This is a genomic window from Photobacterium sp. R1, from assembly GCF_054600795.1.
Window position 1 is genome coordinate 147,071 of sequence record NZ_BAAHZP010000010.1, and the last position, 21,161, is coordinate 168,231.

At 45.9% G+C, this 21,161-nt stretch carries 23 protein-coding genes; 12 read left to right on the top strand and 11 right to left on the bottom strand.

All coding sequences use genetic code 11. The annotated features are described in order from the left end of the window. Window positions 1-32: 32 nt before the first annotated feature. Complete coding sequence (locus tag ACYP03_RS17035; RefSeq protein WP_459781221.1) at window positions 33-2,471, bottom strand: arylsulfatase; 2,439 nt, start codon at window positions 2,469-2,471, stop codon at window positions 33-35. A 336-nt stretch (window positions 2,472-2,807) separates the two neighbouring features. On the opposite strand from ACYP03_RS17035, the gene ACYP03_RS17040 reads away from it, so the two are divergent. Next, window positions 2,808-3,239 carry an outer membrane lipoprotein gene (locus tag ACYP03_RS17040; protein WP_248141693.1) on the top strand — a complete coding sequence of 144 codons (432 nt, stop codon included), beginning with the start codon at window positions 2,808-2,810 and terminating at the stop codon, window positions 3,237-3,239. Between the two features lie 40 nt (window positions 3,240-3,279). Here ACYP03_RS17040 and ACYP03_RS17045 read toward each other — a convergent pair whose 3' ends face one another. Beyond that, window positions 3,280-3,840 (bottom strand): NADPH-dependent FMN reductase, encoded by a 561-nt coding sequence (locus ACYP03_RS17045; RefSeq protein WP_459781223.1) that lies wholly within the window; start codon window positions 3,838-3,840, stop codon window positions 3,280-3,282. A 344-nt stretch (window positions 3,841-4,184) separates the two neighbouring features. On the opposite strand from ACYP03_RS17045, the gene ACYP03_RS17050 reads away from it, so the two are divergent. After that, window positions 4,185-4,589: a hypothetical protein gene (locus ACYP03_RS17050; RefSeq protein ID WP_248140960.1), complete on the top strand. Its 405-nt coding sequence runs from the start codon at window positions 4,185-4,187 to the stop codon at window positions 4,587-4,589. Between the two features lie 5 nt (window positions 4,590-4,594). Next, a complete protein-coding gene (locus ACYP03_RS17055; protein ID WP_459781225.1) occupies window positions 4,595-5,056 on the top strand; it encodes a hypothetical protein in 462 nt (153 codons plus the stop codon). Window positions 5,057-5,132: 76 nt separating this feature from the next. Here ACYP03_RS17055 and ACYP03_RS17060 read toward each other — a convergent pair whose 3' ends face one another. Next, complete coding sequence (locus ACYP03_RS17060; protein WP_459781226.1) at window positions 5,133-5,663, bottom strand: hypothetical protein; 531 nt, start codon at window positions 5,661-5,663, stop codon at window positions 5,133-5,135. Window positions 5,664-6,595: 932 nt separating this feature from the next. Here ACYP03_RS17060 and ACYP03_RS17065 point away from each other — a divergent pair. Together ACYP03_RS17065 and ACYP03_RS17070 are read left to right on the top strand one after the other, a co-directional pair. After that, window positions 6,596-8,314 (top strand): ThiF family adenylyltransferase, encoded by a 1,719-nt coding sequence (locus ACYP03_RS17065; RefSeq protein ID WP_459781227.1) that lies wholly within the window; start codon window positions 6,596-6,598, stop codon window positions 8,312-8,314. Further along, window positions 8,299-8,841 (top strand): Mov34/MPN/PAD-1 family protein, encoded by a 543-nt coding sequence (locus ACYP03_RS17070; RefSeq protein ID WP_459781229.1) that lies wholly within the window; start codon window positions 8,299-8,301, stop codon window positions 8,839-8,841. Before ACYP03_RS17065 ends, ACYP03_RS17070 begins: the two co-directional genes overlap by 16 nt. Before the next feature lie 464 nt (window positions 8,842-9,305). Here ACYP03_RS17070 and ACYP03_RS17075 read toward each other — a convergent pair whose 3' ends face one another. The 6 genes from ACYP03_RS17075 to ACYP03_RS17100 form a co-directional block, all read right to left on the bottom strand. Then, a complete protein-coding gene (locus ACYP03_RS17075; RefSeq protein WP_459781230.1) occupies window positions 9,306-9,767 on the bottom strand; it encodes a hypothetical protein in 462 nt (153 codons plus the stop codon). Window positions 9,768-10,053: 286 nt separating this feature from the next. Beyond that, a complete protein-coding gene (locus tag ACYP03_RS17080; RefSeq protein WP_459781232.1) occupies window positions 10,054-11,199 on the bottom strand; it encodes a phage integrase Arm DNA-binding domain-containing protein in 1,146 nt (381 codons plus the stop codon). Further along, the gene (locus ACYP03_RS17085; RefSeq protein ID WP_459781234.1) at window positions 11,174-11,416 is read right to left on the bottom strand and encodes an excisionase; all 243 of its coding nucleotides are present in this window, start codon (window positions 11,414-11,416) and stop codon (window positions 11,174-11,176) included. Before ACYP03_RS17085 ends, ACYP03_RS17080 begins: the two co-directional genes overlap by 26 nt. A gap of 20 nt (window positions 11,417-11,436) precedes the next feature. Further along, window positions 11,437-11,643: a hypothetical protein gene (locus ACYP03_RS17090; RefSeq protein WP_459781236.1), complete on the bottom strand. Its 207-nt coding sequence runs from the start codon at window positions 11,641-11,643 to the stop codon at window positions 11,437-11,439. Between the two features lie 8 nt (window positions 11,644-11,651). Further along, window positions 11,652-11,849: a hypothetical protein gene (locus ACYP03_RS17095; RefSeq protein ID WP_459781237.1), complete on the bottom strand. Its 198-nt coding sequence runs from the start codon at window positions 11,847-11,849 to the stop codon at window positions 11,652-11,654. 134 nt (window positions 11,850-11,983) lie between these two features. After that, entirely contained in the window at window positions 11,984-12,685 is a 702-nt protein-coding gene (locus ACYP03_RS17100) for a LexA family protein (RefSeq protein WP_459781239.1), read from the bottom strand. Window positions 12,686-12,761: 76 nt separating this feature from the next. Here ACYP03_RS17100 and ACYP03_RS17105 point away from each other — a divergent pair, with 76 nt between their 5' ends. From ACYP03_RS17105 to ACYP03_RS17135, 7 genes are all read left to right on the top strand, one after another. Next, the gene (locus tag ACYP03_RS17105; RefSeq protein WP_459781241.1) at window positions 12,762-12,986 is read left to right on the top strand and encodes a helix-turn-helix transcriptional regulator; all 225 of its coding nucleotides are present in this window, start codon (window positions 12,762-12,764) and stop codon (window positions 12,984-12,986) included. Window positions 12,987-13,017: 31 nt separating this feature from the next. Next, complete coding sequence (locus ACYP03_RS17110) at window positions 13,018-13,470, top strand: YmfL family putative regulatory protein (protein ID WP_459781242.1); 453 nt, start codon at window positions 13,018-13,020, stop codon at window positions 13,468-13,470. Next, window positions 13,470-13,658: a hypothetical protein gene (locus ACYP03_RS17115; RefSeq protein ID WP_459781244.1), complete on the top strand. Its 189-nt coding sequence runs from the start codon at window positions 13,470-13,472 to the stop codon at window positions 13,656-13,658. Before ACYP03_RS17110 ends, ACYP03_RS17115 begins: the two co-directional genes overlap by 1 nt. A 232-nt stretch (window positions 13,659-13,890) precedes the next feature. Then, window positions 13,891-14,841, top strand: coding sequence for a helix-turn-helix domain-containing protein (locus ACYP03_RS17120; RefSeq protein WP_459781246.1), 951 nt, complete (start codon window positions 13,891-13,893; stop codon window positions 14,839-14,841). Then, window positions 14,831-15,031, top strand: coding sequence for a hypothetical protein (locus ACYP03_RS17125; protein ID WP_459781248.1), 201 nt, complete (start codon window positions 14,831-14,833; stop codon window positions 15,029-15,031). Before ACYP03_RS17120 ends, ACYP03_RS17125 begins: the two co-directional genes overlap by 11 nt. Before the next feature lie 76 nt (window positions 15,032-15,107). Then, a complete protein-coding gene (locus ACYP03_RS17130) occupies window positions 15,108-16,508 on the top strand; it encodes an AAA family ATPase (RefSeq protein ID WP_459781250.1) in 1,401 nt (466 codons plus the stop codon). 14 nt (window positions 16,509-16,522) lie between these two features. Further along, the gene (locus tag ACYP03_RS17135; RefSeq protein ID WP_459781252.1) at window positions 16,523-17,554 is read left to right on the top strand and encodes a DUF968 domain-containing protein; all 1,032 of its coding nucleotides are present in this window, start codon (window positions 16,523-16,525) and stop codon (window positions 17,552-17,554) included. Window positions 17,555-17,660: 106 nt separating this feature from the next. On the opposite strand, the gene acnA is transcribed toward ACYP03_RS17135, so the two are convergent. Continuing rightward, a complete protein-coding gene (acnA, locus tag ACYP03_RS17140; RefSeq protein WP_459781254.1) occupies window positions 17,661-20,384 on the bottom strand; it encodes an aconitate hydratase AcnA in 2,724 nt (907 codons plus the stop codon). Between the two features lie 256 nt (window positions 20,385-20,640). After that, the gene (locus ACYP03_RS17145; RefSeq protein WP_459781273.1) at window positions 20,641-20,793 is read right to left on the bottom strand and encodes a cold-shock protein; all 153 of its coding nucleotides are present in this window, start codon (window positions 20,791-20,793) and stop codon (window positions 20,641-20,643) included. Window positions 20,794-21,161: the final 368 nt, after the last annotated feature.

A 21,161-nucleotide genomic window follows, 5' to 3' on the forward strand; every position in this document is an offset into this window, starting at 1 on the left:
AGCAAGCGCCGGAGGAAGCTTGAATGATGGGATTAGTGTTGCATTAACATCCGTTTGGCTTCCAATTCCAGGTTTTTATACGGCTGCCCAGAAACAGACACGCCAACGGCCTGTATGACACCGCCTTTGAAATCACCCGGTGATTTATAGAGGGCGCTGACCGCATCGCCGCTGTCATAGCCGACACATAGGCCGTCGCCCGACAGGGTAAATTTCGCGGGTTGCGTTTTCATTTCACCAGAAGCTACTTCTTTGTCATTGATGTAGAGCTGGGTTTTACCCAGAATCTCACCATTTTCACCTGTGCCTGTTTTTTCAAACGCCATGCCCAGCGTGTACTTACCGGGTTTCAGTTCTTCTGACGATTCAAAGACCTGCTCAGGCTGAATGCCCAGGAAGTTATAGACGTAATACAGTTTTTTATCTTTCAGGAACAATGAATGTCCTCCAAAGCGGGAACCATGGGCAAAGATGACCCCTGAGGCGTTTTCATCTTTGATTTCCACATTGGCAAGAATTTTATAAGAACGGCCCCGAATGTTCACGGCGACCCCTTCCGGGACCGGTGCTGTATCGGGGTAGTACACGTAAGTGTCTCTGGGGGCTTCTTCAGATGGCCGTTCAATGCCGAGAACTTCAGCAGCACTGCGGTCATCTAAGGGAAGCACATTGTTTTTCCTGGCTTCTTCAAACCAGGTGTCGACCAGTTCTTTCAATTTCTCCGGATTTTCTTTGGCTAAGTTTTTAGATTCAGAGCGATCTACTGCCACGTGATAAAGCTCCCATTCGTCTTTATCAAATTGACCGTGACCCGTCAGTGGCGAATGGATCGCAGAAGCTTTCCAGCCATCCTTCCAGATACCGCGTGTACCGAGCATTGAATAGTATTGAACTTTTTTCTGGGTTGGATCATCCGGCTTCGCATCAAAGGTGTAAACCATTGAAATGCCTGAGAGCGGATACTGCTCAACACCATGATTCACTTTGGGCATTTCATTCCCGGTAATTTCCAGAATGGTCGGGACGATATCGACCGAATGGTGGTACTGATGCCGTATTTCCCCTCTCGCCTTGATGCCTTTTGGCCACGATATGATGAGGGGATCAGCGGTCCCGCCCGCAAATTGTGAGTAGCGTTTGAACATTTTAAATGGCGCTGAAAACGCTGAAGCCCAGCCGGTCGGATAGTGGTTGTAGGTATCCGGTGAGCCGAGACTGTCCAGATACTTCAGGTTTTCTTTAATGTCATCGGGGTAGTTATTAAAGAATTTGTTTTCATTTACTGAGCCGTTTTCAGTCCCTTCGCCAGAAGCACCATTGTCGGCAGCATAAATGATGATGGTATTTTCCAGCTGTTTCGTCTCTTCAAGGTAGTCAATGATACGGCCCACCTGAGCATCGGTGTATTCTGAAAAACCGGCATAGACCTCAGCCATTCTGGCGAAGAGTTTTTTCTCATCATCACTCAAGGTATTCCAGGGGCGGACATGATCAGCTGGGTTTGCCTGATCTTTGGGCATGGGGTTCATGGGCGTGTTGACGGTGCCTTCAGGCAAGATGCCTTTTTCGATCATTTTTTGGGTCACCCATTCCCTGTATGCATCATAGCCATCGTCAAATTTACCTTTGTATTTGTCTGACCATTTTTTCGCGACATGATGCGGTGCATGGTTGGCGCCCGGGTTAAACCACATATACCAGGGTTTGGATGGGTTGGTTGCATTCTGGTTTCGCAGCATTTTTATTGCCTGATCAGCCAGATCTTTTGACAGATGGTAGCCATCTTCCGGACTGTAAGGTGCATCAATAAAGCGGTTATCTTCAACTAAATCCGGATACCAGTTATTGGTCTCGCCGCCCAGAAATCCGTAAAAGCGATCGAATCCCTGTTGAGTCGGCCACTCTTTGCGGGCGGCGCCCGGTGCAACATCCTGCTCCGGAACATTATGGTTCTTACCGATCCAAAAGGTACTGTATCCATTGTTTCTTAAGACTTCGGCAATGGTTGTGACCTGATCCGGGAAGCGGCCACTGGCACCGGGAAATCCATTTGCGGCTTCCGTAATGGCTGCCATCCCGTTTAAGTGGTGATTTCGACCGGTTAGAAGGGTAGAACGGGTTGGTGAGCACAGGGCCGTTGTATGCCATTGGGTATAAGTGAGGCCGTTTTGCGCGATTCGGTCAAGCGTCGGCATATTGATTCTGCCACCATAAGGTGACCAGGCACCCAAGCCGGTATCGTCGTAGAGTACAAATAAAATATTGGGAGAACCTTCTTTGGCCTTTTTCGGGGTGAAAGGTGTCCAGTCTGCTTTCGAATCTCTGACGTCAAGTTCCATTGTTCCCTGAAACCCTGCATTGACAGGGATCCCCATGTCATCGACAGCTGGGGCCGGGCTTTCTTCGGAAGCATGTGCCATGAACACACAAAGTGAACAGGCCAGGCTCAGTAAAAGCTGTTTTGGTTTCATGTGTGAGCTCCATGTTGAATTGATGGCAGGTTCCTGTTGGAAGCTGTCACGGGCGTTGTGACCAGAGCCCGTGAAAGAGACACGCATCAAATACTGTCTGAAATTTTAGGAGTCAGGCGACAGGACGCTGTATCGCTTTTCAGAACATTGAGTCAATAATCAGTGATGAAACTGTCCTGGACTTCGTTTCAGCGGCCGGGATAATCCCCGCGCTGAACAGGCGCAGGCTCTCAAGGATTAGTCACTGGCAACATCCGGGTCTTGCTATACTTTTAGCGTCCAGGTGAAGTAAAACGGGCAGGTGATGTTGTGAAGTACTTACTATTAATCTTGTGTATGGCCGTGCTGATACTGAGCGGGTGTGCCAGCAATCCCTACGGGAACAGCTATGGCAGGTCTCAGGCTCAGCATATTCAGCAAGTGAAATACGGCACCATTGTCCAGATTGACCCTGTGACGATTCAGGGCGAGCAAAATGTCGCCGGTACGATTGCAGGGGCAGCCATTGGTGGTCTGATTGGTTCGACGGTCGGGGGCGGTAAAGGTTCTGATATCGCCGCAATTGGTGGTGGTCTGCTGGGTGGTTACGCCGGTAACAAAGCCTCGCAAAGCATGTCTGAAAGCAACGGGGTAAACCTGACCATCAAATTGGATTCCGGCGACACCATTGCCATCGTTCAGGCTGCCGATCCCAATATGGTTTTCCGTGTCGGTCAGAAAGTCCGGGTGAATATCTCAGGCAGTACCGCAAGAGTGGTACCGAACTAAGCGGTACCCGCCTTTCGACTTTTCTGCTTCTCAGAACTGTCTATTGATTCTGACGGACCAGTACAGCCATGCGATGTAATTCTGCGAGCAGACCATGTAGTCCTTTTTTCATCGGTTCATTGGCTTCCAGAGCGCCATCTTCTTTGATGTATTGCTGATAAAAAGCAATCGGAACGGATCCGGACAGCGTCATGTTATTGACTGCGGACAGTAGCAGCCGCAGAGCCTGTGTAGAACGCAGTCCGCCTGAGACGCCGCCGTAACTGACAATCCCAATCGGCTTTTCGGCCCATTCTTTTGCCAGAAACTGAATGGCATTGACCAGAGCGGCCGGCGGAAAATAATCGTACTCCGGGGTGACAAAGACAACCGCATCTGCGGCACTGACTGTCTGGCTCCAGGCTTTGGTGTGATCTTTGGTGTATTTTTGCTGAGCCGGGTGCTCAGGTTCATCGAGCAATGGCAGATTCACGGTTTTCAGATCCGCGAACGTCACGTCAAAGGTGCCCGCTTGCCTGGCCTCCTCCAATACCCAGAGTGCGACGGGCAGACCACCCCGCTTGGGACGGGTGCTTCCGAAAATGATCAATAACTTAAGCATATCCTTCCTTCATGCATGCTGATGAGCTGTGTGATCTGAAATGTAGTCTATTTCAGACGCTTTTGACGCCGGGAATGAGGCACCGTCGGGCTGGATGCATCGGCGCCATCCGAATTGAGGGGAAACGGGTAGCTGATGGCTGTCCAGCGACCGGTCGCACAGAATATGACCATGAACACATAATGAGCAGAAAAATCTTTGGGGCTTGCACGGGACGTCTATTCTCGGAAAGAAGCATATTCCGGAAGGAAGCATATGTTGGTTGTCTGATGAGTGATTGCCCGTGAAAAGCATCACACATCGATATTTTGGGTCGTTCACGGATTGAACAATGGGGACATAGCATGACAGATTTAGAGCTTACGCATATTGCCAGCCAGGTTGTCAGCAATACCAAGTTCTGGATTGCGCTGGTGGGGGTTGTCGGTGCAATCATCGGCTCTATCGTTGCGATATTGGGGAACATGTCGCTGGAATGGTATAAAAACCGGGATCAGCGAAAGATTGACCAGGCCCGCCAGCTGACGCTGCAAACGATTTTGGAGCAGTCCGAATCGGGTTGGTGCGATCTGTCTGCTCTGGCTGCCGTCATTGGTTGCAACGAAGAGCAGACAAAAACACATCTAATCCAAATCCATGCTCGGGGATCAGAGCATTTTCCGGGTAAATGGGGGCTGATATCACGCTGTCCGTTACATGAAATCAGCCCGGAAGCAATCAGACAGGCCTCGCTCAAGCCATCGGTATGATATCTATGAAATACGTTCTTACTGTATTGCTCATTTTGCTGGGCGCTGTCTCAGTCTATGCCAGTCTCGATCGTCAGGCCGATAACGCCGACAATAAGAAGGACAAGACAATGGATACGGAAACGAAGTTGTTTCAGGTGAATGATATCGAAATGCTTTATCTGAAAACCAATCCGCCGCAGCTGGAGATCAAGGTTGCCGGATTTGCTTCGACACTGGGGTGGGACAACGTCCGGCTGAACCCGTTTGTGTATGTGGTCGCACCGCTTGACGGCATCTATGAGTTCGATTTTGTCGCTACGCCTCCGGAAGGTTTTGCCGCTGAGGCCATCATGCCTGTGGAAGCGAACTTTATCATGCAGAGTGTTCCGAGTGACCTGAAAGGCATTCGGGTCTACGCATCGAGCAATCAACTGGAAAAATTGCTGACTGAAAGTATTCAGTATGCCGGGTCTGATTCTAACTGATGAAATCCAGAAGCTGGTGCTTTTCTGTCTAATAAAATGGAGGCGATGCCTCCATTTTTATCTGGGATTCATCGGGTTAAGATGCCCCGTTCACCGCAAGAGATTTTGCCAGTCTCGCGTTTATCCGGCGAATCAAGACCCAGTGCCAGATCCAGAACACAATGGCGATGAAACCTGCAACCGAGCCGATCTGGTTGGGGAGCAAAGACAGGATTTGTGCGCCGCACCAGACCATGCCAATCGAAAAACCGAACGACTGAATTCCGGAAAGCGCGGAGTTCACCTGTGCCTCGGCGGCTAGGGAGCGGGACACATTTCTGATAATGAAAAAATCTTCAATGAAATTATACGGAAGCAGAAACATCAGCCACACACTCCGGGGACTGGCTTGTTGTGAGGATGGCGAGACCAATTCCAGTGATCGCATCAAATCTTTCGCATACAGGTAGACCAGAAAAAAGAAGAGTGCCGCCGTGATGACGAAGCCTGCATTCCCCAGCATTCTGAACTCGCCGAGAATACCGCCCGGATTGTCGGGATAAAAGAACGGGTACAACAGCCCGATACCCACCGGAATACTGAGAAGCACTTTCAAGCACGTGAACATGGTTTTCCCTCACCTGGTCTGAATCGACACATTGATTGACATAATGCGCAATAGTGTGCACATCGTGGCATGAATGGGTTTCAAAGGAAACGAAATTCATACAGAGATTTGTAAGTGTGAGGGATGGTATTGCCTCTTGAAAGGAATCATGGGCATATGTTTCCCCGCCTTGCAATCCAGCTCAATCAAGGCATAGTCTTTCTATCAGGTTCATTGAATGATATGAATGAGGAAAGCATGGCAACAGGAAAGATGCCTTCTGTGTTAGTTGTTTGTATGGGCAGCAGGTGATGTTCATATAAGTCCATGATTTTAAATAGTAAATATCGCACTCCAAAATCCCTCCAAAATATCCCCTCCAAAATGAGAGCATGTTCCCGCGGCCTCATAACCCAAGTGCAGCTATCTGGTTTACTAGTTACCATGTCACAGGTTTTCATACGTTTTGAGGAGTGTCTTCTGAAAGAGAATTGCCCCATTGTGTGATAGAGTTAAAACTCCCATTATTTCCACATGCTCTCCTTTGACTAAGCTTATCTAATACTTCTATTGTAAAACTAAGTGCTTATCAATTTGATAGTGTTTCAGGCTTCGTTCCGAGTTAGGTTTGTTTCATTAATCGCCATTTCCAATCATAGCTATGATGTAGTTTCACTAGGTGTGATTGTTAATGATTACTTTATCAATATATTCATTTAATTAATTTTGTCATTCCCATTGAAATAAGCCACTGTGAAACCTATAGAGTATATTGTATCCCTGAGGAGGATACTTAAACGTAACCAAAGAGGATTCGATATGAGCAACAAAGATAATGCCCCTGGCCAAAACAAAGGCCATGGCAAACCTGATAGTACTCCACCAGATCACAGTAATGGCCAAGGGCCGGGTAATGCCCCAACTCCTGGCCATGGGCGTAAGGTGGGTTAAATATGAAATGGTGGGAAATCTGGCCGAAAAGGTACGAAACAGAAATTCAAAAACTTGCAGATAATGGTTGGGATCCTCAAGAGGTTACAACTACTGAGCAAGCAGAATACGGATCGCGTGTAGTTCAAATAATTTACACGTACAACGATGTTCAGTACCCTATAGAGGTCCAGTTCCCACCAGAATATCCCTTCTTTAAAGGCTACGCATACCTTTCTCCTGATATCATCACATTGCCACGACACCACAATCCAATTTCAGGTGAACTATGCCTTTTAGCTGGTCAAACTGGATGGCAAGCCCAAACGTATATGGCGGACTTACTGTTTGATCACCTCAAGAAAATATTTGTTATTGCTAATGCACCTAGCAGTACGTACGCATTTGAAAATGAAGAGCCGCAAGGCGAACCGTATTCTAGTTATCTTGTCAGCCACCCTGAATCTGTTTTTATAGTGCCAGATATTGTGATACCTAGCGAAATAGATAATGGCAACTTCTTGGCCAATCGTCTTTCATTATCAAGTGAATTTCGTTTTGTACTATCACAAGTGTCTGATACTTCAAACAAATGCATCGAAAATTCACCGGAGTTGCTGAGAAGTTTTGGTAAAAATCACTCACTGCAGGGGTACTGGAAAAAAATTGATGCGACAAGCATTGATGTTGTCCGCCAGCTTAATGATCCCAAAACGTTGTGCCTTCTAGTTAATGAAAGTTTATTTAAATCAAAATGTAGAGGTACAGATGAATTCATTTTTGCTGCTGTATTCGAGCAAGAAGTACAACAAGGTGTCTATGAAACTGCATGGCGAGCGGTACATGTAAAGCCTTCTGGTAGCAAAGGGAATAGGGCCACTAAAAATAAAAGAAAGGGCTCCGCCCAAGTAACACCTCTAAAATTTGAAGACTTTCGTACCAGTAACAGGCTAGCTCGAATACCCGAAATTTCAGAGCTGGGTTCTAAATCAGTCTGCATTGTTGGCTGCGGGATGTTAGGAAGCACCATAGCAATTAAATTAGCTCAGGCTGGAATCAAGAAACTCTATCTCATCGATGGGGATACTATTGATGCAACCACATCAGTCAGATATGCACTTGGTCTGCAATACAGTGGCTTCCCAAAAGTTCACGCTTTACGTTCGTACATTCAGGAAAATTATCCATTCACGGCCGTAGAGCCAATTTATCATGCCTTTGGTTGCCCTGCTATGAGCGAACACAGTCATTTTGCAGTACAAGCTTTGGAGGATGCTGACATTATCGTTGATGCATCAGCGGAACAAGGTGTTAGCTATTTTTTAAGCCATCGGCTTAATGCTTTGAATGCACCTTCAGTAGTAGTTACAACTAGGCCTGGTACATGGGGAGGAGAGGTATGGAATCTAACCAATCCTGATGGCCCATGCTGGTCTTGCTTACAAAGGTATCAACACGAGAACGCCCTTCCGATGCCTAATGGTGACGATTCAGGAAGCAACATTCAACCTGGAGGTTGTAGTGCTCTGACATCAGAGGGATACGGCTTTGAGTCTGACTTAGTTTCATTGCATGCGGTTAGAGCTGTTATCGGCTCATTAACGTGCGAGACGGGCTTTCCGAAGGTTGATTGGCATGCAATAAATATAAATCTTAGAAGTGACAAAAATACGCATTCTGATCCTCTTGCTCTGACTTTTACATTTAATAAGCATCCGGACTGTTCATGTCACACCAGTTAAAAGAGATTAAAGTATGGATTCGAAATGATACATACACCAAGATGCTATTAGAGAGAGCCGATAAATTCGATTTCGAAACGGGAGGTATTCTTCTTGGATATAGAGATACATCTGAGGGAGTGGAGCATTGGGTTGTAACAGCTGTCGTGGGGCCTGGTCACACAGCAAAGCATGGAAAATTCACATATACTCCCGATTACGAGTATCATATTGAGGAAGCCGAAAGGCACTTTAACGAGTCTCAGGGAAAGGAATACTACATAGGAGATTGGCATACTCACCCTAATGCTTCTCCTAGGACAAGTTGGCTTGATCGAATTACAATATTAAGAAATGCGAAGAGAGCGATTCATACAAGTTATAGAAGCTTAATGATAATAATAGGCGGTCATCTGACTTCCCCAAAAACGGTTTCATACATTGGCTCATCGAGCCAAACTTACATCGGTTTAGCTGCAAAGCCGATAGCTTTGAAATTAGACTCTAAATACACCAATGTAGATTGGTTACTTTTTCAGACTTTGTAGCAATGCAGTGAAATTAGCCACCTTGAGAGATGAATGTCATAATCTAATTAAATAATAATTCTTTGAATAAACATGGTTAATCCATGATTCACTAAATTAGTAATCTCACCGACTCATTTATGTCCAATTATGTGTTACAGCGAGCAATTGTTCACTTTAATAAAAGATCAAATGAGACGCTAGATGCCTCATCTACCATTAATTCTCAAGGTAAATTTAATTCTGATACAGCCCACCTCTGGGCGAATCCTGAATTTGGCTTTGTAATGAGGATTAAACCCTCCTGAAGAGTAGAACGATGAGCAAGCCATATGTGCGTATAGACAATAATGATGCTGGAAAATCGCGGAGTGAGCAGCTGGTGACATGAGAGATGTGCACCAGCTGAAATGTGGTTCTAAGGATAACTCAGACGAGAGCCAATGATTGCTGATTTGTACAAACAGCTAGCTCCCGGCTTTGATTTACTGCTGTCGTCTCCAGCCGCTCCAAGCTGGATAACCGTTAGGATCCCGAAGCATTAAGACCTGGTTCCCCTTGCGAACTTCTGTGGCAATCACTACTGGGGTATCGTCAAAGGTGATTCGAGACCCTTTTATTTTTACCTTATCTCCGGGCATGATTTTCACATCTTGTTTCTCAAGGTACCACACTGGTCCCAAGTGAACGGAGACGTTACCCTGGCCGGTCTTGACGGTCAGGTGGGTGCCTTCTTGCATCTGGTGCATCATGGTAATTCTATCTACTGTAACCACTTCGCCGCTGATCTCCGTCATGGCCTGGTTGTCATACATCATTCCGTAAGTGGAATGGGGCCCCCATCCACCACTCCCATGCCAGGTCATGCCTTGCTGTGCGGCAACGTCAGTGGTGACCGTTAAATTCAGTAGAGCTACCAGTGGGATGAGCATGATGTGCTTTCTCATCTTTAAGCCTCCTTCAATGTTCAGCAAATGGATATGTTGGTTGAGCCTGGTTCAATACCCTATGGCTGAAAGGTGCTTACCGGGCCTGCCATAGGGTCTTAAGACCCTACAATATTAGTGGGAATTTGGCTTCGTACATGGATCAGGTTTGGCAAAGCTGGAAAAATGTCTTGGTATCTCTGAGACGTTAGGCTTGACCACTATCGTTCTGAGATACAGTTGCATTTGGTCGGTAAAAGTGAAATTCACCCGGATTTTGGGGAGTAGAAAGACACCATTCTCTTGTTTAATTGGCTAACCCCACAACCACATACTCTCCACCGCGCATGTCAGCATACTTGTCGGTCATACGGCGGTCACGGTGCCCAAGTAATACTTGGGTATCAACGCCTATTTTGTCATAGGTACGTTCTGCCAATGATCGGATCTCGTGGAATGTTGGCGGCTCTCCCTCCCATTTCAGGTTGGTGGCATCACGGGCCGTGGCGAAGTGGCGTGTAATCGTGTTTACGTTTACTCGATGGCCAGGTTTTACCTGTTGCACCGGTTTGGTGTGGTGGATAACGAATTTCGACACCACCTTACTTCTTCTGCAATTTGCGATGATTTCTCCAAGGCTGATTCCAAGCAGTGGGTTGGTCAATTCAAGAGGGAACGCTAGCTTTGTTTTTCGTTTTGATTTGCTGGTGGCGACATACAGAAAGCCATCACGGACATCTTTAAATTGAATTGCGCACACATCCTCACGGCGTAAGCCTGTAGTCAGTGCCAGCTGCATGGCATTCACAACGTAATCAGGCAAATTGATTTGTGCTGCTGAGATGATTGGCTTCCAGTCAGATTCAAGCAATCGGGCGCGCTTAACTTCTGCCTTCGGATTTTTGGTGGCGAGGGCAGGGTTGTAGCCAGCATCAACTTCGCCAGCATGTTGAGCTTCTTTGAACACATCTATCCACACGGAACGGAGCACTTGAGCCATACGGGCTTTGCCTGACTTCTTGTATTCATCCACGATCGTGGCAAGGGTTTTTGTATCCAGGTCTTTTATCCCGACCGACTTGCAGCGAGTCGTCAGAACATTGACTGCAGTTTTACGAGTTTTATATGTGGTGATCGCAATCTCACCCTCATCCAGGCGATCTTGCTGGATCTCCATATACTTCTCACACCACTGCTTGGTGCTGATGCCTTTCTTGGCGACTTTGGCGGGGTTTACATCCAGAATGTGCTGGTACTGCTCAACCAGTTGCTCCGAGATTCGCAGATTCAATTCTTTTGCAACGGCAACAGCGCGATTCTTGTCTGTACCCAGACCGTGAAACTTGCCTGAGCGAGCGTCACGGTACTGGTAGTAAACCTTCCCAGAGCGCTTATCCAGTTTCTGGTAAAGGTTAGGGGTTGTGATGTTATGAGAACGTGGACGCGCAGCCATCGTTAAAAATCCTTGCGACGAGTGGATCTGTTATTGGTTCATGATTTGATTTTGCGAGCCCGATAAATTTAGCATCCTCAACACACATCCACTTACCACCAAACTTTACCGGGGCTGGTGATATCTGCTTGGTTTTCGCGTAAGTAGAAAGGGTTGCAGGTGATGGAGCAAATCCAAAATGCTCGATTGCCCAGTCTTTTAGTGGGATATGCCTCATAGGTCACCTCTCAGTATTGGTCAGAGTAAACGGCTCGCTTCCAGTGCGAATAGTTGGAAGAACTCCGGTGATATTTCGGTATCAGCACGGAATTCTTTGGATACACCCCAGCCTTGGTTCCCGTCTTTGATTAGCGTTAGGCTGATGACTTCTCTGCATTGAACGAAGCTGAAATAAGGAGCGCTGACTGTAACAGCGCCGTGCTGTGTTTCGTAAGTCGCTGCCATTATGTTACCTATGCCGCTTTGCGTTTCAGGTAAGCACGGGCATGGTCCAGGCACTCTTTGAAGACCTGGCCAGTTTTGGCTTTGCCAGAATGGTAATGGCGGATGCCAGCTTCAACGGCCATGCTTATCTGATGGGATTTATAGCCTTCGAGCAGTAGCTTTTTGCGGATGTTATCGGCAATGAAGGTTTCGTGGTTGTTGCTCATCTGCTTGTCCTGTTTGATGAAGATGAGCTGATATTACAAATTGTATTTTTATCTGTAAATACAATTTGTATTTTTTATGCGTGTGGGCACAAAAAAACCGCCCTAAGGGGCGGTCCATTTTGTATTAAAATAGGTTAGAAAAGCTTTAACTTAGCATCCTTCACTACACCGATAATCTTGCAGTTTCCGTTGATTGGCATGATGGGGTAAGAAGGGTTGAGAGGTTTGAGAAACTTCTGTCCCGCATCAATGATGAGCTGTTTAAATGTGGCTTCATTAACATCTGTGAGTTTAGCCACAACGAGCTTGCCGCTTTCTGGTTCGATTTCAGGGTCAACTAAGATCATAGTGCCACTAGGAAAGCTGATTCCAGCTGCGGATGTCATGGAATCGCCTTGAACTTCCAACCAAAAAGAGCGCTCGCTTACGCGTTCTGTAGTTGGCAAATATGTGTCAATCTCTTCAATCTGGTATGGCTCTACAGCTTCAGCCCACATTCCTGCAGCAACTGAGCTTATTACAGGGAAGTCTGATTTGTATTCAGTATCCACTCCAACAACTGGAATTACATTGCTGATCGAATCAGCTGAATATTCAACATAGCCTTCAGAATCTAACACCAAGCTTTCAAGTTTGAGAGCTTTCATGATGTTAGCTATGTCAGAGATGCTTGGCTCTCTACGTTTATTGAGCCAATGGGCTATCGCGCCTTGAGTCTTACCCAGCATTTCTGCCAGCTGCTCTTGCGTAACACCAATCTCTTTCATTCTAGCTTTAGCTAGTTCATTCCAGTGTCTTTTCATAGTCATGATTATTACAGGATGTAATAAATCCATAAACTCACAAAACGTAATATTTCCTTGTGCAATAAAATTACAATATGTAATATTCGTTCATGCGTAAGGAGATGATATGTCGAACTTAAAACAGATCAGGTTGCAGTTGGGATTGTCCCAGGCAGCTTTAGCAAAACAAGCAGGAATTACTCAAGGAGCGATAGCCCACTTCGAGCGAGGTAAACGTACACCGAGCATCGATATGTGCTGGAAAGTTGTAAATGCACTGAATGCATTAGGAGCAAGCTGCTCCTTCGATGATGTCTTCCCTGATCCACAAGCGAATCATAAAGAGCTTTGAAAAGTAACAAAACTACCAACCTCAGGAGGAAATGGTGAACAAGAAAGAGATGGTTACAAAGTCAATTCAGAATGTGACAGGTGGACGGGAAGCAGTTGCAGCAATGCTGGGTATGTCGGTTGATAGCTTCAATAACCATCTTTACGAAAAGAAAGGCTCCAGATTCTTCAATGTTGATGAGCTTGCGTTGATCGCGAGCTTAGATAACACGGTCTATGTCGCTGATTTCTTCGCACGGCAAACCGGGCACTTGGTGGTTGAGATGCCGAATGTTTCTGAACTGGACAATGTAGAGCTGTTTGAACTGCAGCTGAAACTAAATGGCGTGAAGGGCCTGCTGGATAAAACAATCTCTGAAGCGCTGGTGGATGGGAAGATTGATCAAGTGGAGCGCAAAGCGATCACCGAGATTAAGCGCCAGTATATGGCCGTGTTTGAGACCTCGATGAATGCGTTGGATGCGGTATACGGGGAGAGCGTGTGATGAATGAAGAGTTTTGGGTAACCATCGAACAGGTAGCGCAAATGACGCAATCAAGTCTCCGGGTAATGGATAAGCAGTTTCAGAGTTCGAGTGATTATGAAGCTGAGCAGCTGCGATTACTGATGAAGAAGTGTGAACGTCGGTTGGAATTGATGGAAAAGGGGGCTTCAAGTCGCGAGCGCTTCTAGAAGCCAAAAGTATAGTCATGAACTTTTTATTGTTATTTACCTCTTCGTCAATATGAAAATATTAACACAGAAAAATCAACGAGCAACATTGAAAGTGCGCTTCGAAGGCCACCAGTTCGTCTACATCATGGTGGTAAAAGGGCAGCCGGTGCAAATCTGTCGTCAGCTGGCCAAAGCAGTATTTGAAGGAGTCGTGTAATGACTCGGATCAGTTTAGAAAGTGAGGTTGAGCATGTCAGTTAAGGTCATGAGTTACGTTTGGGATATCCCAGTGTTCAAGGGCTCTGACAAGTTGGTCATGCTCTGCCTGGCTGACCATGCGGATGATGAGGGCATTTGCTGGCCCTCTATCGACACAATTGCCCGTAAGTCTGGTGTATCGCCGACCACTGTGAAATCCACGCTCAAGAAACTGGAAAAGGGTGGTTGGCTGTTCAAGAAGAACCGTTTCAAGAAGGCGGACACGGGCAGATTGGTTCGATCAAACAATCAGTATCAGTTGCCGGTTCTGCTGCTGAAGAAGACTGCGGATGAACAGACGGATTTTGAACAGACGAATTTCGTCCATTCGAAATTTGAACGTTCGAATCTCGAACAGACGAAACAGCCTGAGGGGGTAGGTCAGATTTCGACGGGGGGTAGGTCGGAATCCGGCTATAAACCATCAATAGATCCACCAATAGAAGATCCGTCATTGAATGCACCGAGCAAGCTCGATGCCGACGAACAGCAGCCTGTTTTTGAATTGATTTTGAATGACAAGTCGATGTACCCGATTCATCAGGATGACCTGACGGTGCTTTCTGAGCTGTATCCGGCAGTTGATGTTCACCAGCAGTTCCGGAACATGATTGGCTGGCTGATTGCGAACCCTCAGCGCCGAAAGACGAAATCCGGGATCCGGAAGTTCATCAATGCCTGGCTGGCACGCGAGCAGGACAAGGGCTTTGTGGCTGTATCGGCTCAACCTGTTGCCAAACCGAAACCGGATGAGCGAACTCAGCTGAAAAACAAGATCCGTGATTTGGAGCTTGAGATTAACAACGAAAATCAGGCAATGCTGCGTGCGATTGACTGGAACGCTACTCAGGAGGCGATTGAATCCTGTAAGCGCCGAATTGAAAACCTAACCCGTCAACGTCAGGAACTCGTCGAACAACTGGGAGGCAAGCATGGCAAGTGAAAAGGATCTTCGTCGGTTGATGGCATCACGCCGGAAGCTATGGAGCCCTGTCGAGCTGTGTGAAGAACTGGGTGTGCATGTGTGTGTTTTGGCCCGCCTGTTGGACAAGGCTCGTAAGGCTGGGGCGAATATCCAAATGACGAACAACGAACAAACAGGGCACAGCAGTAAGCTGTGGCTGGCAAGTTGATCCCCCGAAAAGTGTAGGTGAAAACATCTAAATGCAACTGCACTCATGGTAAAATAATTTAAAAAAAGGATTCGATATGTCTATTAAAGGCTTTGATAGAAAAGAATTTATGTCAGTGCTGCATGAAGTACTGTCAGCAGCAAATCCAATTGATAACATCAATCAACTATTTGGTCGTGCAAAGCAGGTTGATGATATTGAAATGGCATTACATGCCAAGGGGCGTCATGCATTTATTTATGGGGATCGAGGTGTAGGAAAAACATCGCTGGCTCATTCAGTCGCTTATGTGATTCAGTCATCAGATAACAAACCGATCTTGGTGAGTGGTGAGCCGACGTCAACACTTGCAAGTATTACTCGTGTGATCATGGCATATGCAAAAGCGAATGTTGATACTGCAAAGTACAACAGAAAGTTTAAGCTAGGCCCAAGTTTCATGCAGTATGAGCATACTTCTGAGGTAAATGGTCAGCCAACTGATTTTGAAATTGTAGATACATTGACTGCAGCGCTTTCACTGAATTCGTTGTCGGAATGGCACTCAGAAACACCTGTAATTGTCTTGGATGAATTCGACCAGGTTCCCGAATCAGTACGTGGTGAGTTTGGGATATTACTGAAACAGTTGGGTGATATGGGCTCGAAAGTGAAAATTATTTTCACTGGTATTGGGGACTCGCTTAATGATTTGTTGCATGGGCATTTATCGAGCTCTCGGCAATTACACCAAGTAAAGCTTGATGTTCTGCCGTGGGATGGGAGATACGCGATAATTAAGGCTGCATTTGACCGATTTGGTGTAAAAATTCCAGACGATATTCGATACAAAATTGCTGGCCTGAGCGATGGATTCCCAAGTTATGTTCACCTCCTTTGCGAAATGCTTTTGAAAGAGGCCTTCCGAGCTGATGTGGTGGTTGAAGAGGTGACACATGATCAATTCATCACAGCTTTGAATGAAGCTATTGAGTCAGTCGCAGAAACTTTACGTAATAGCTATGACAAGGCTACATTGGGGCGTTCTGAGCACCTTCACCATATCCTGTGGGCTATGGCTGATTCAGCTGATTTGATTCGTGAATATTCGCATATCTATTTTTCGTATAAGAAAATTATGGAGGTGTTGGATACCCGGACACGAGTTGATTTTGCTATTGGTGAAGTTGAAACTGTTGGAATTGAGATACTTGACGAAAAGAAATTCAAGCAAGAATTTTCAAAATTAAAACAGGAAAAGTTTGGCTGTATTGTTGAAAATGCACTTGGTTCAAGACGCGGCTGGTTTAAGTTTTCGGAAAATATCATTCGAGGGTTTGTGCGAATGGTTGCGGAAGGGAAAAACGTTACGCTCGACTTTGAACGAAATTTTACAGCCATGACCGCTTCGACAAGGGTAATAAAGACGAAGAGTTCATATAGTCCGTTAACGCCAGTCGAACATCAGGCTGATAAAGCTCGTCAGCGTAGTTCTTGAGAGGAGCGGACTAAATGTTAGTCTTACAGCCATTTCTACAACCTGAGCTGGGCTTGATGATGTTCAAGCCCGGAAAATCATTATTGAATGAGTTGGCTCAGATGAGTCAAGGGAACAGGTTAGTGGTTATGCCATTGCCAGAAAGTTTCGTGAATGTCCCGAGCGGTAAGCTGAATCAGCCAATCCAGGCTACTCAAAGCAGCTCGCTGGTGGATGACGATCGGCTCATCCCGTTCTTCAATCATTCTGAAGTACGTAAGCGTTTAGGGAATGGGTTTAGTTTCTGGCTCAATCAGATTCAGCACTGCCAGCTGGGTGATGGTATTTACTGCGATAAGAACTTGACGATTACAGAATGTGCTGGCGGTGCAGTTTGGTCTTGTTGGCATCACGACAATGAAGCACGCCGATCTCAAAGCAAGACGAGTGAACAGCTGGCAAGACGTAATGTGCTGCTGTGGGCACTGAGCGTTGTGGCTTCGCAGCTTGGGTTAGGGAGCAAGCATGCTTTAACGTCCGCTGAGCTATGCTGGTGGGCCGTCAGGCATGAAGTCTATCCACACTTGCCAGATGCTTTCTTGGATGACGTTTTCAAGCGAGAGGAAGCACACAAACGAGTTGGGTTTGGGGCTAAGCGCTCGACTCATGCCAGATATGTTGAACCGGCGTCTGACGCGCTTGAGCGATTGGCAAAGCCAGTGAAGAAGGTGGTGGTAGATGCCGAACCACCAGCAATGTTTATGGCAAGACCCAAAGCGAATACTTGGAAGTCTGAAGCCTATCTAAAATTCGTCCGTTCTTTGCCGTGCTGTGTGAGTGGTCGAAAAGGGAGCGACTTGGATCCCGTCGTTGCTCATCACCTCATCGGGCACGGCGAAGGCAAGATGGGCGGTAAGGCGCATGACCTGTTCACCATGCCCATGCTAGCCAGTGAACATCAGAAGTTCCACCATGACCCAAAAACTTGGGAACAGCAGCATGGCTCGCAGTTAGAGTATGTGAAAGCGACGATTAAGAAGGCGTTGGATATGGGGGCGGTTGAATAGCTTTTGCCCCAAAGTTTGTTACACTTCGAATTCCTGAGATAGATAATCAACGGCTATTCAACTACCGTAGAAGCCGCTACCCCGTCCCCAGAGAGATGAGGTTTCACTATGGCATGTTAGGTATGTTCACTTGCAGTTGCTTCAGAACATACTGAAGAATGCCTCCTGAGTTGAAATATTCTAGTTCCTTCGGGTTGTCGATACGTGCAATAACGGGAATGGAATGTTCCGTTCCTTCAGCGGTTACGACGATAATATTCATCTCTAGTAAGGGCTTAAGCGGTTCATTTGGAGCGATAAAAACAGTCTCATTACCTTCTAGTGTTAGTGAATTTAATTCATCTGGCCGCATCAGTTGAAGAGGCAATACGCCCATACCGACTAAATTACTACGATGTATCCGTTCAAAGGATTCCGCAATGACTGCTTTTATATTCAACAAAAGACATCCTTTTGCCGCCCAGTCGCGACTAGAACCTGAACCATAATCTTTGCCGGCAAATATTACCAAAGGAACGTTAAGTTCGATTGACCTCCTGCTGGCGTCGAAAATAGGAATGACTGGAGGCGCTTTCTCAGTGGTTGACATGTTACAGTCATCCAGTTTGGTATCGCCGTAACATCGCGTGACACCGCCTATAGTTGGGGAGGCGATTTTGTTTTCCAAACGTACATTTGAAAAAGTCCCACGAACCATGATGTGATGATTTCCTCGGCGTGAACCATAGCTATTGAACTCTTCTGGGGCGATGTTTTTTGAAAGCAAATATTGGCCCGCCGGACTATTTTCTGAAATGAGGCCTGCTGGTGAAATGTGGTCGGTTGTAATCGAATCCCCCAAAATGGCTAATACACGCGCTGATTCAACAGGAAAAGTCGGCGGTGGTATTTCCAAAAACGGAGGGCGTTGTATGTAAGTGGAGTCTTCGTCCCAAGGGTAGCAGGGGCTGTCTTTCATTGACAATTGTTCCCATTCTTCATCACCTTCAGTAATGTCGCTATAGCTCAATCTAAAGTGGCTCTCATGTACTTGATTCAGCATTTCATCCAGCATGGTTTGGCTTGGCCACAGATCTCTTAGATAGACAGGCTCATTGTTACTATTGATAGCAATTGGGTCGTTTTCTAAATCAATACAGGTCGTACCCGCTAACGCAAACGCGACGACTAATGGTGGTGAGGCAAGCCAGTTTAGGCTAACAGATGGATGTATTCTGCCTTCAAAGTTTCGATTACCTGATAATACCGCCGATACGTTCAGGCGGTTATCCAAGATCTCGGTTTCAAGATTGTTTTTCAGTGGGCCAGAGTTACCAATGCATGTGGTGCAGCCGTATCCAACTCGATGAAATCCCAACAGGTCGAGGTAGTGCTGCAAACCCGTATCATTGAGATATCGAGCGACAGCTAATGATCCGGGTGCGAGAGAAGTTTTGACGTGGCTAGGGACAGACAGTCCTTTCTTAACTGCTGCTTTAGCAAGCAAACCCGCCGTCAGCATCACGGCAGGGTTCGATGTATTAGTGCATGAGGTGATGGCTGCAATGACTACATCCCCATGCTTTAAGTGCCTAGATGAGTCTGAATGGTCTGAGTTTGAGGTACCTTCAAGAGAACATTGATCAAGAGTCGCTTGCTTAATTGCACTGATGTTAAGTCTGTCTTGAGGTCGTTTTGGTCCTGCTATTGAGGTGACGACAGCAGATAAATCTACCACTACAATTTCATCATACTCAGGTGAAGGACTGTTTGTATCCCACCATAGTTCTTGCTCTTGAGCGTAAGCACGCACTCTATCAACGAGTGAAGAAGGTCGGTTTGTAAGCGTTAAATAGGCAATAGTGTTATCGTCAATCGGGAAAAAACCACAGGTGGCACCGTACTCTGGGGCCATATTGGCAAGAGTAGCTCGGTCGGCCACAGATAAATGCGCTAAGCCACAACCATAGTACTCAACAAATTTACCGACCACTCCGTGCGACCTTAACCTTTCTGTAATCGTCAAAACCAGATCAGTCGCTGTAACACCGAGACGCAATTGCCCGTCAAGACGCACTCCGACAACACGTGGGACAGCGATATTGAGCGGTTGACCTAACATTGCAGCTTCGGCTTCTATGCCGCCCACTCCCCACCCCAACACGCCTAAACCGTTTACCATAGTCGTGTGGCTGTCTGTTCCTATAACAGTATCTGGTGTTAACACTCCATTTTCGTCTTTACGAACAACGTGTGATAGATACTCCAAATTCACTTGATGGCATATGCCCTTACCGGGCGGTATCACAGTCAAGTTACGGAAATTTTTTTGTGCCCATTTTAGGAATGTATAGCGCTCTCTATTTCGTGCCATTTCATGTTCACGATTCGTATGTATCGATGATTCTGAACCTGACTGATCAACAATTAACGAGTGGTCTATGACAAGATCTACCGGGCACGTAGGGGTTACATGGTTTGGGTCTCCGCCCCCTTGGGCTACAGCATCTCTTATCGCGGCTAGATCGACCAAAGCAGGTATCCCGGTATAGTCCTGCATCAGCACTCTGCTAGGATAGAAACTAAATTCTGATGAGTTACCGCCACTCTCGGAATCGGAAGACGTATTTTTAAAGAACAATGCTTCAATAATCCGAGATAACTCTTTTAACTCAGAGGATTGTCGCATTACATTTTCAATAAGAAGACGCTTAGTAAAGGGAACTTTGGACAGGATTACTTGATAATCTTGAGCAATTTTTTTTAATGACCAGTATCTATATTCGGTGCCTTTTACATTCAGTGAACTTTGATATTTTTGACGCCATGTTTTTTCATTGGTAGGAATCATGGTTTATTTCCTTTCAGTAGCGGTTGACCATTAATAAAGGAACTGCTTTGTCATAGCGATGCGATGTTTTCTGTGACATTTTTATTTTCCTATTTCCAAAGAGTTGTAATTGGATGAAAACCTATAACCAGAAAGGTTCAGAGTTAAAATTTAATCGATGGAAGAAATTGAAGTGGATTTTTTTGCCATTAAACAAGAACTAGACTCATTAATACAAGGAAGGCAAAACTTATGATCGCTAAGCCTTCAGCTATACTCAGATGAGAGCCACCTTTGTAGCTTGTGTGCCTTTATCACCAGGTTCAACTTCAAAATTCACTCTTTGTCCTTCCAGCAGGGTCTTAAACCCACCAGAAGAAATAGAGCGGAAGTGGACAAAGATATCTTGGCCATCATTATCTTTGGTGATAAATCCAAAGCCTTTATTCCTCGTTAAACTATTTCACTGATCCAGTTTCTCTGTCAGATATATATACCTCGACTAATGTATATGGTAAGCTTCTGATAACTAGAGCTATTTCATAGTCACTCAAGATGGCTGTCGCAGAAGCTAAACGAAAGGGATCGAAAATTACTGTGATAGGAGACTTGTTTCACAATGAAAAAACAACTCAAATCGACGGAGCTATTTTAAGTATAAGCCTTAAATTGAAAATATTTAGTTGAGTCCTCGGCCATATTTTCATTTAGTTCTACGGTTATGATTTTATAAGGAAATCATCAGAAAAAATTTAAACGTTTTGATGAAAAAAGATGAATTCATACATCGTGGCACTT

Coding starts and splice junctions, on each gene's coding strand:
- ACYP03_RS17035 (WP_459781221.1), bottom strand. CDS start 2,471: ATGAAACCAAAACAGCTTTTACTGAGCCTGGCCTGTTCACTTTGTGTG.
- ACYP03_RS17050 (WP_248140960.1), top strand. CDS start 4,185: ATGACAGATTTAGAGCTTACGCATATTGCCAGCCAGGTTGTCAGCAAT.
- ACYP03_RS17110 (WP_459781242.1), top strand. CDS start 13,018: ATGGTGAACAAGAAAGAGATGGTTACAAAGTCAATTCAGAATGTGACA.
- ACYP03_RS17040 (WP_248141693.1), top strand. CDS start 2,808: ATGGCCGTGCTGATACTGAGCGGGTGTGCCAGCAATCCCTACGGGAAC.
- ACYP03_RS17075 (WP_459781230.1), bottom strand. CDS start 9,767: ATGAGAAAGCACATCATGCTCATCCCACTGGTAGCTCTACTGAATTTA.
- ACYP03_RS17090 (WP_459781236.1), bottom strand. CDS start 11,643: ATGGCAGCGACTTACGAAACACAGCACGGCGCTGTTACAGTCAGCGCT.
- ACYP03_RS17080 (WP_459781232.1), bottom strand. CDS start 11,199: ATGGCTGCGCGTCCACGTTCTCATAACATCACAACCCCTAACCTTTAC.
- ACYP03_RS17095 (WP_459781237.1), bottom strand. CDS start 11,849: ATGAGCAACAACCACGAAACCTTCATTGCCGATAACATCCGCAAAAAG.
- ACYP03_RS17055 (WP_459781225.1), top strand. CDS start 4,595: ATGAAATACGTTCTTACTGTATTGCTCATTTTGCTGGGCGCTGTCTCA.
- acnA (WP_459781254.1), bottom strand. CDS start 20,384: ATGATTCCTACCAATGAAAAAACATGGCGTCAAAAATATCAAAGTTCA.
- ACYP03_RS17120 (WP_459781246.1), top strand. CDS start 13,891: ATGTCAGTTAAGGTCATGAGTTACGTTTGGGATATCCCAGTGTTCAAG.
- ACYP03_RS17130 (WP_459781250.1), top strand. CDS start 15,108: ATGTCTATTAAAGGCTTTGATAGAAAAGAATTTATGTCAGTGCTGCAT.
- ACYP03_RS17135 (WP_459781252.1), top strand. CDS start 16,523: ATGTTAGTCTTACAGCCATTTCTACAACCTGAGCTGGGCTTGATGATG.
- ACYP03_RS17125 (WP_459781248.1), top strand. CDS start 14,831: ATGGCAAGTGAAAAGGATCTTCGTCGGTTGATGGCATCACGCCGGAAG.
- ACYP03_RS17115 (WP_459781244.1), top strand. CDS start 13,470: ATGAATGAAGAGTTTTGGGTAACCATCGAACAGGTAGCGCAAATGACG.
- ACYP03_RS17070 (WP_459781229.1), top strand. CDS start 8,299: ATGTCACACCAGTTAAAAGAGATTAAAGTATGGATTCGAAATGATACA.
- ACYP03_RS17045 (WP_459781223.1), bottom strand. CDS start 3,840: ATGCTTAAGTTATTGATCATTTTCGGAAGCACCCGTCCCAAGCGGGGT.
- ACYP03_RS17100 (WP_459781239.1), bottom strand. CDS start 12,685: ATGGATTTATTACATCCTGTAATAATCATGACTATGAAAAGACACTGG.
- ACYP03_RS17085 (WP_459781234.1), bottom strand. CDS start 11,416: ATGAGGCATATCCCACTAAAAGACTGGGCAATCGAGCATTTTGGATTT.
- ACYP03_RS17065 (WP_459781227.1), top strand. CDS start 6,596: ATGAAATGGTGGGAAATCTGGCCGAAAAGGTACGAAACAGAAATTCAA.
- ACYP03_RS17105 (WP_459781241.1), top strand. CDS start 12,762: ATGTCGAACTTAAAACAGATCAGGTTGCAGTTGGGATTGTCCCAGGCA.
- ACYP03_RS17060 (WP_459781226.1), bottom strand. CDS start 5,663: ATGTTCACGTGCTTGAAAGTGCTTCTCAGTATTCCGGTGGGTATCGGG.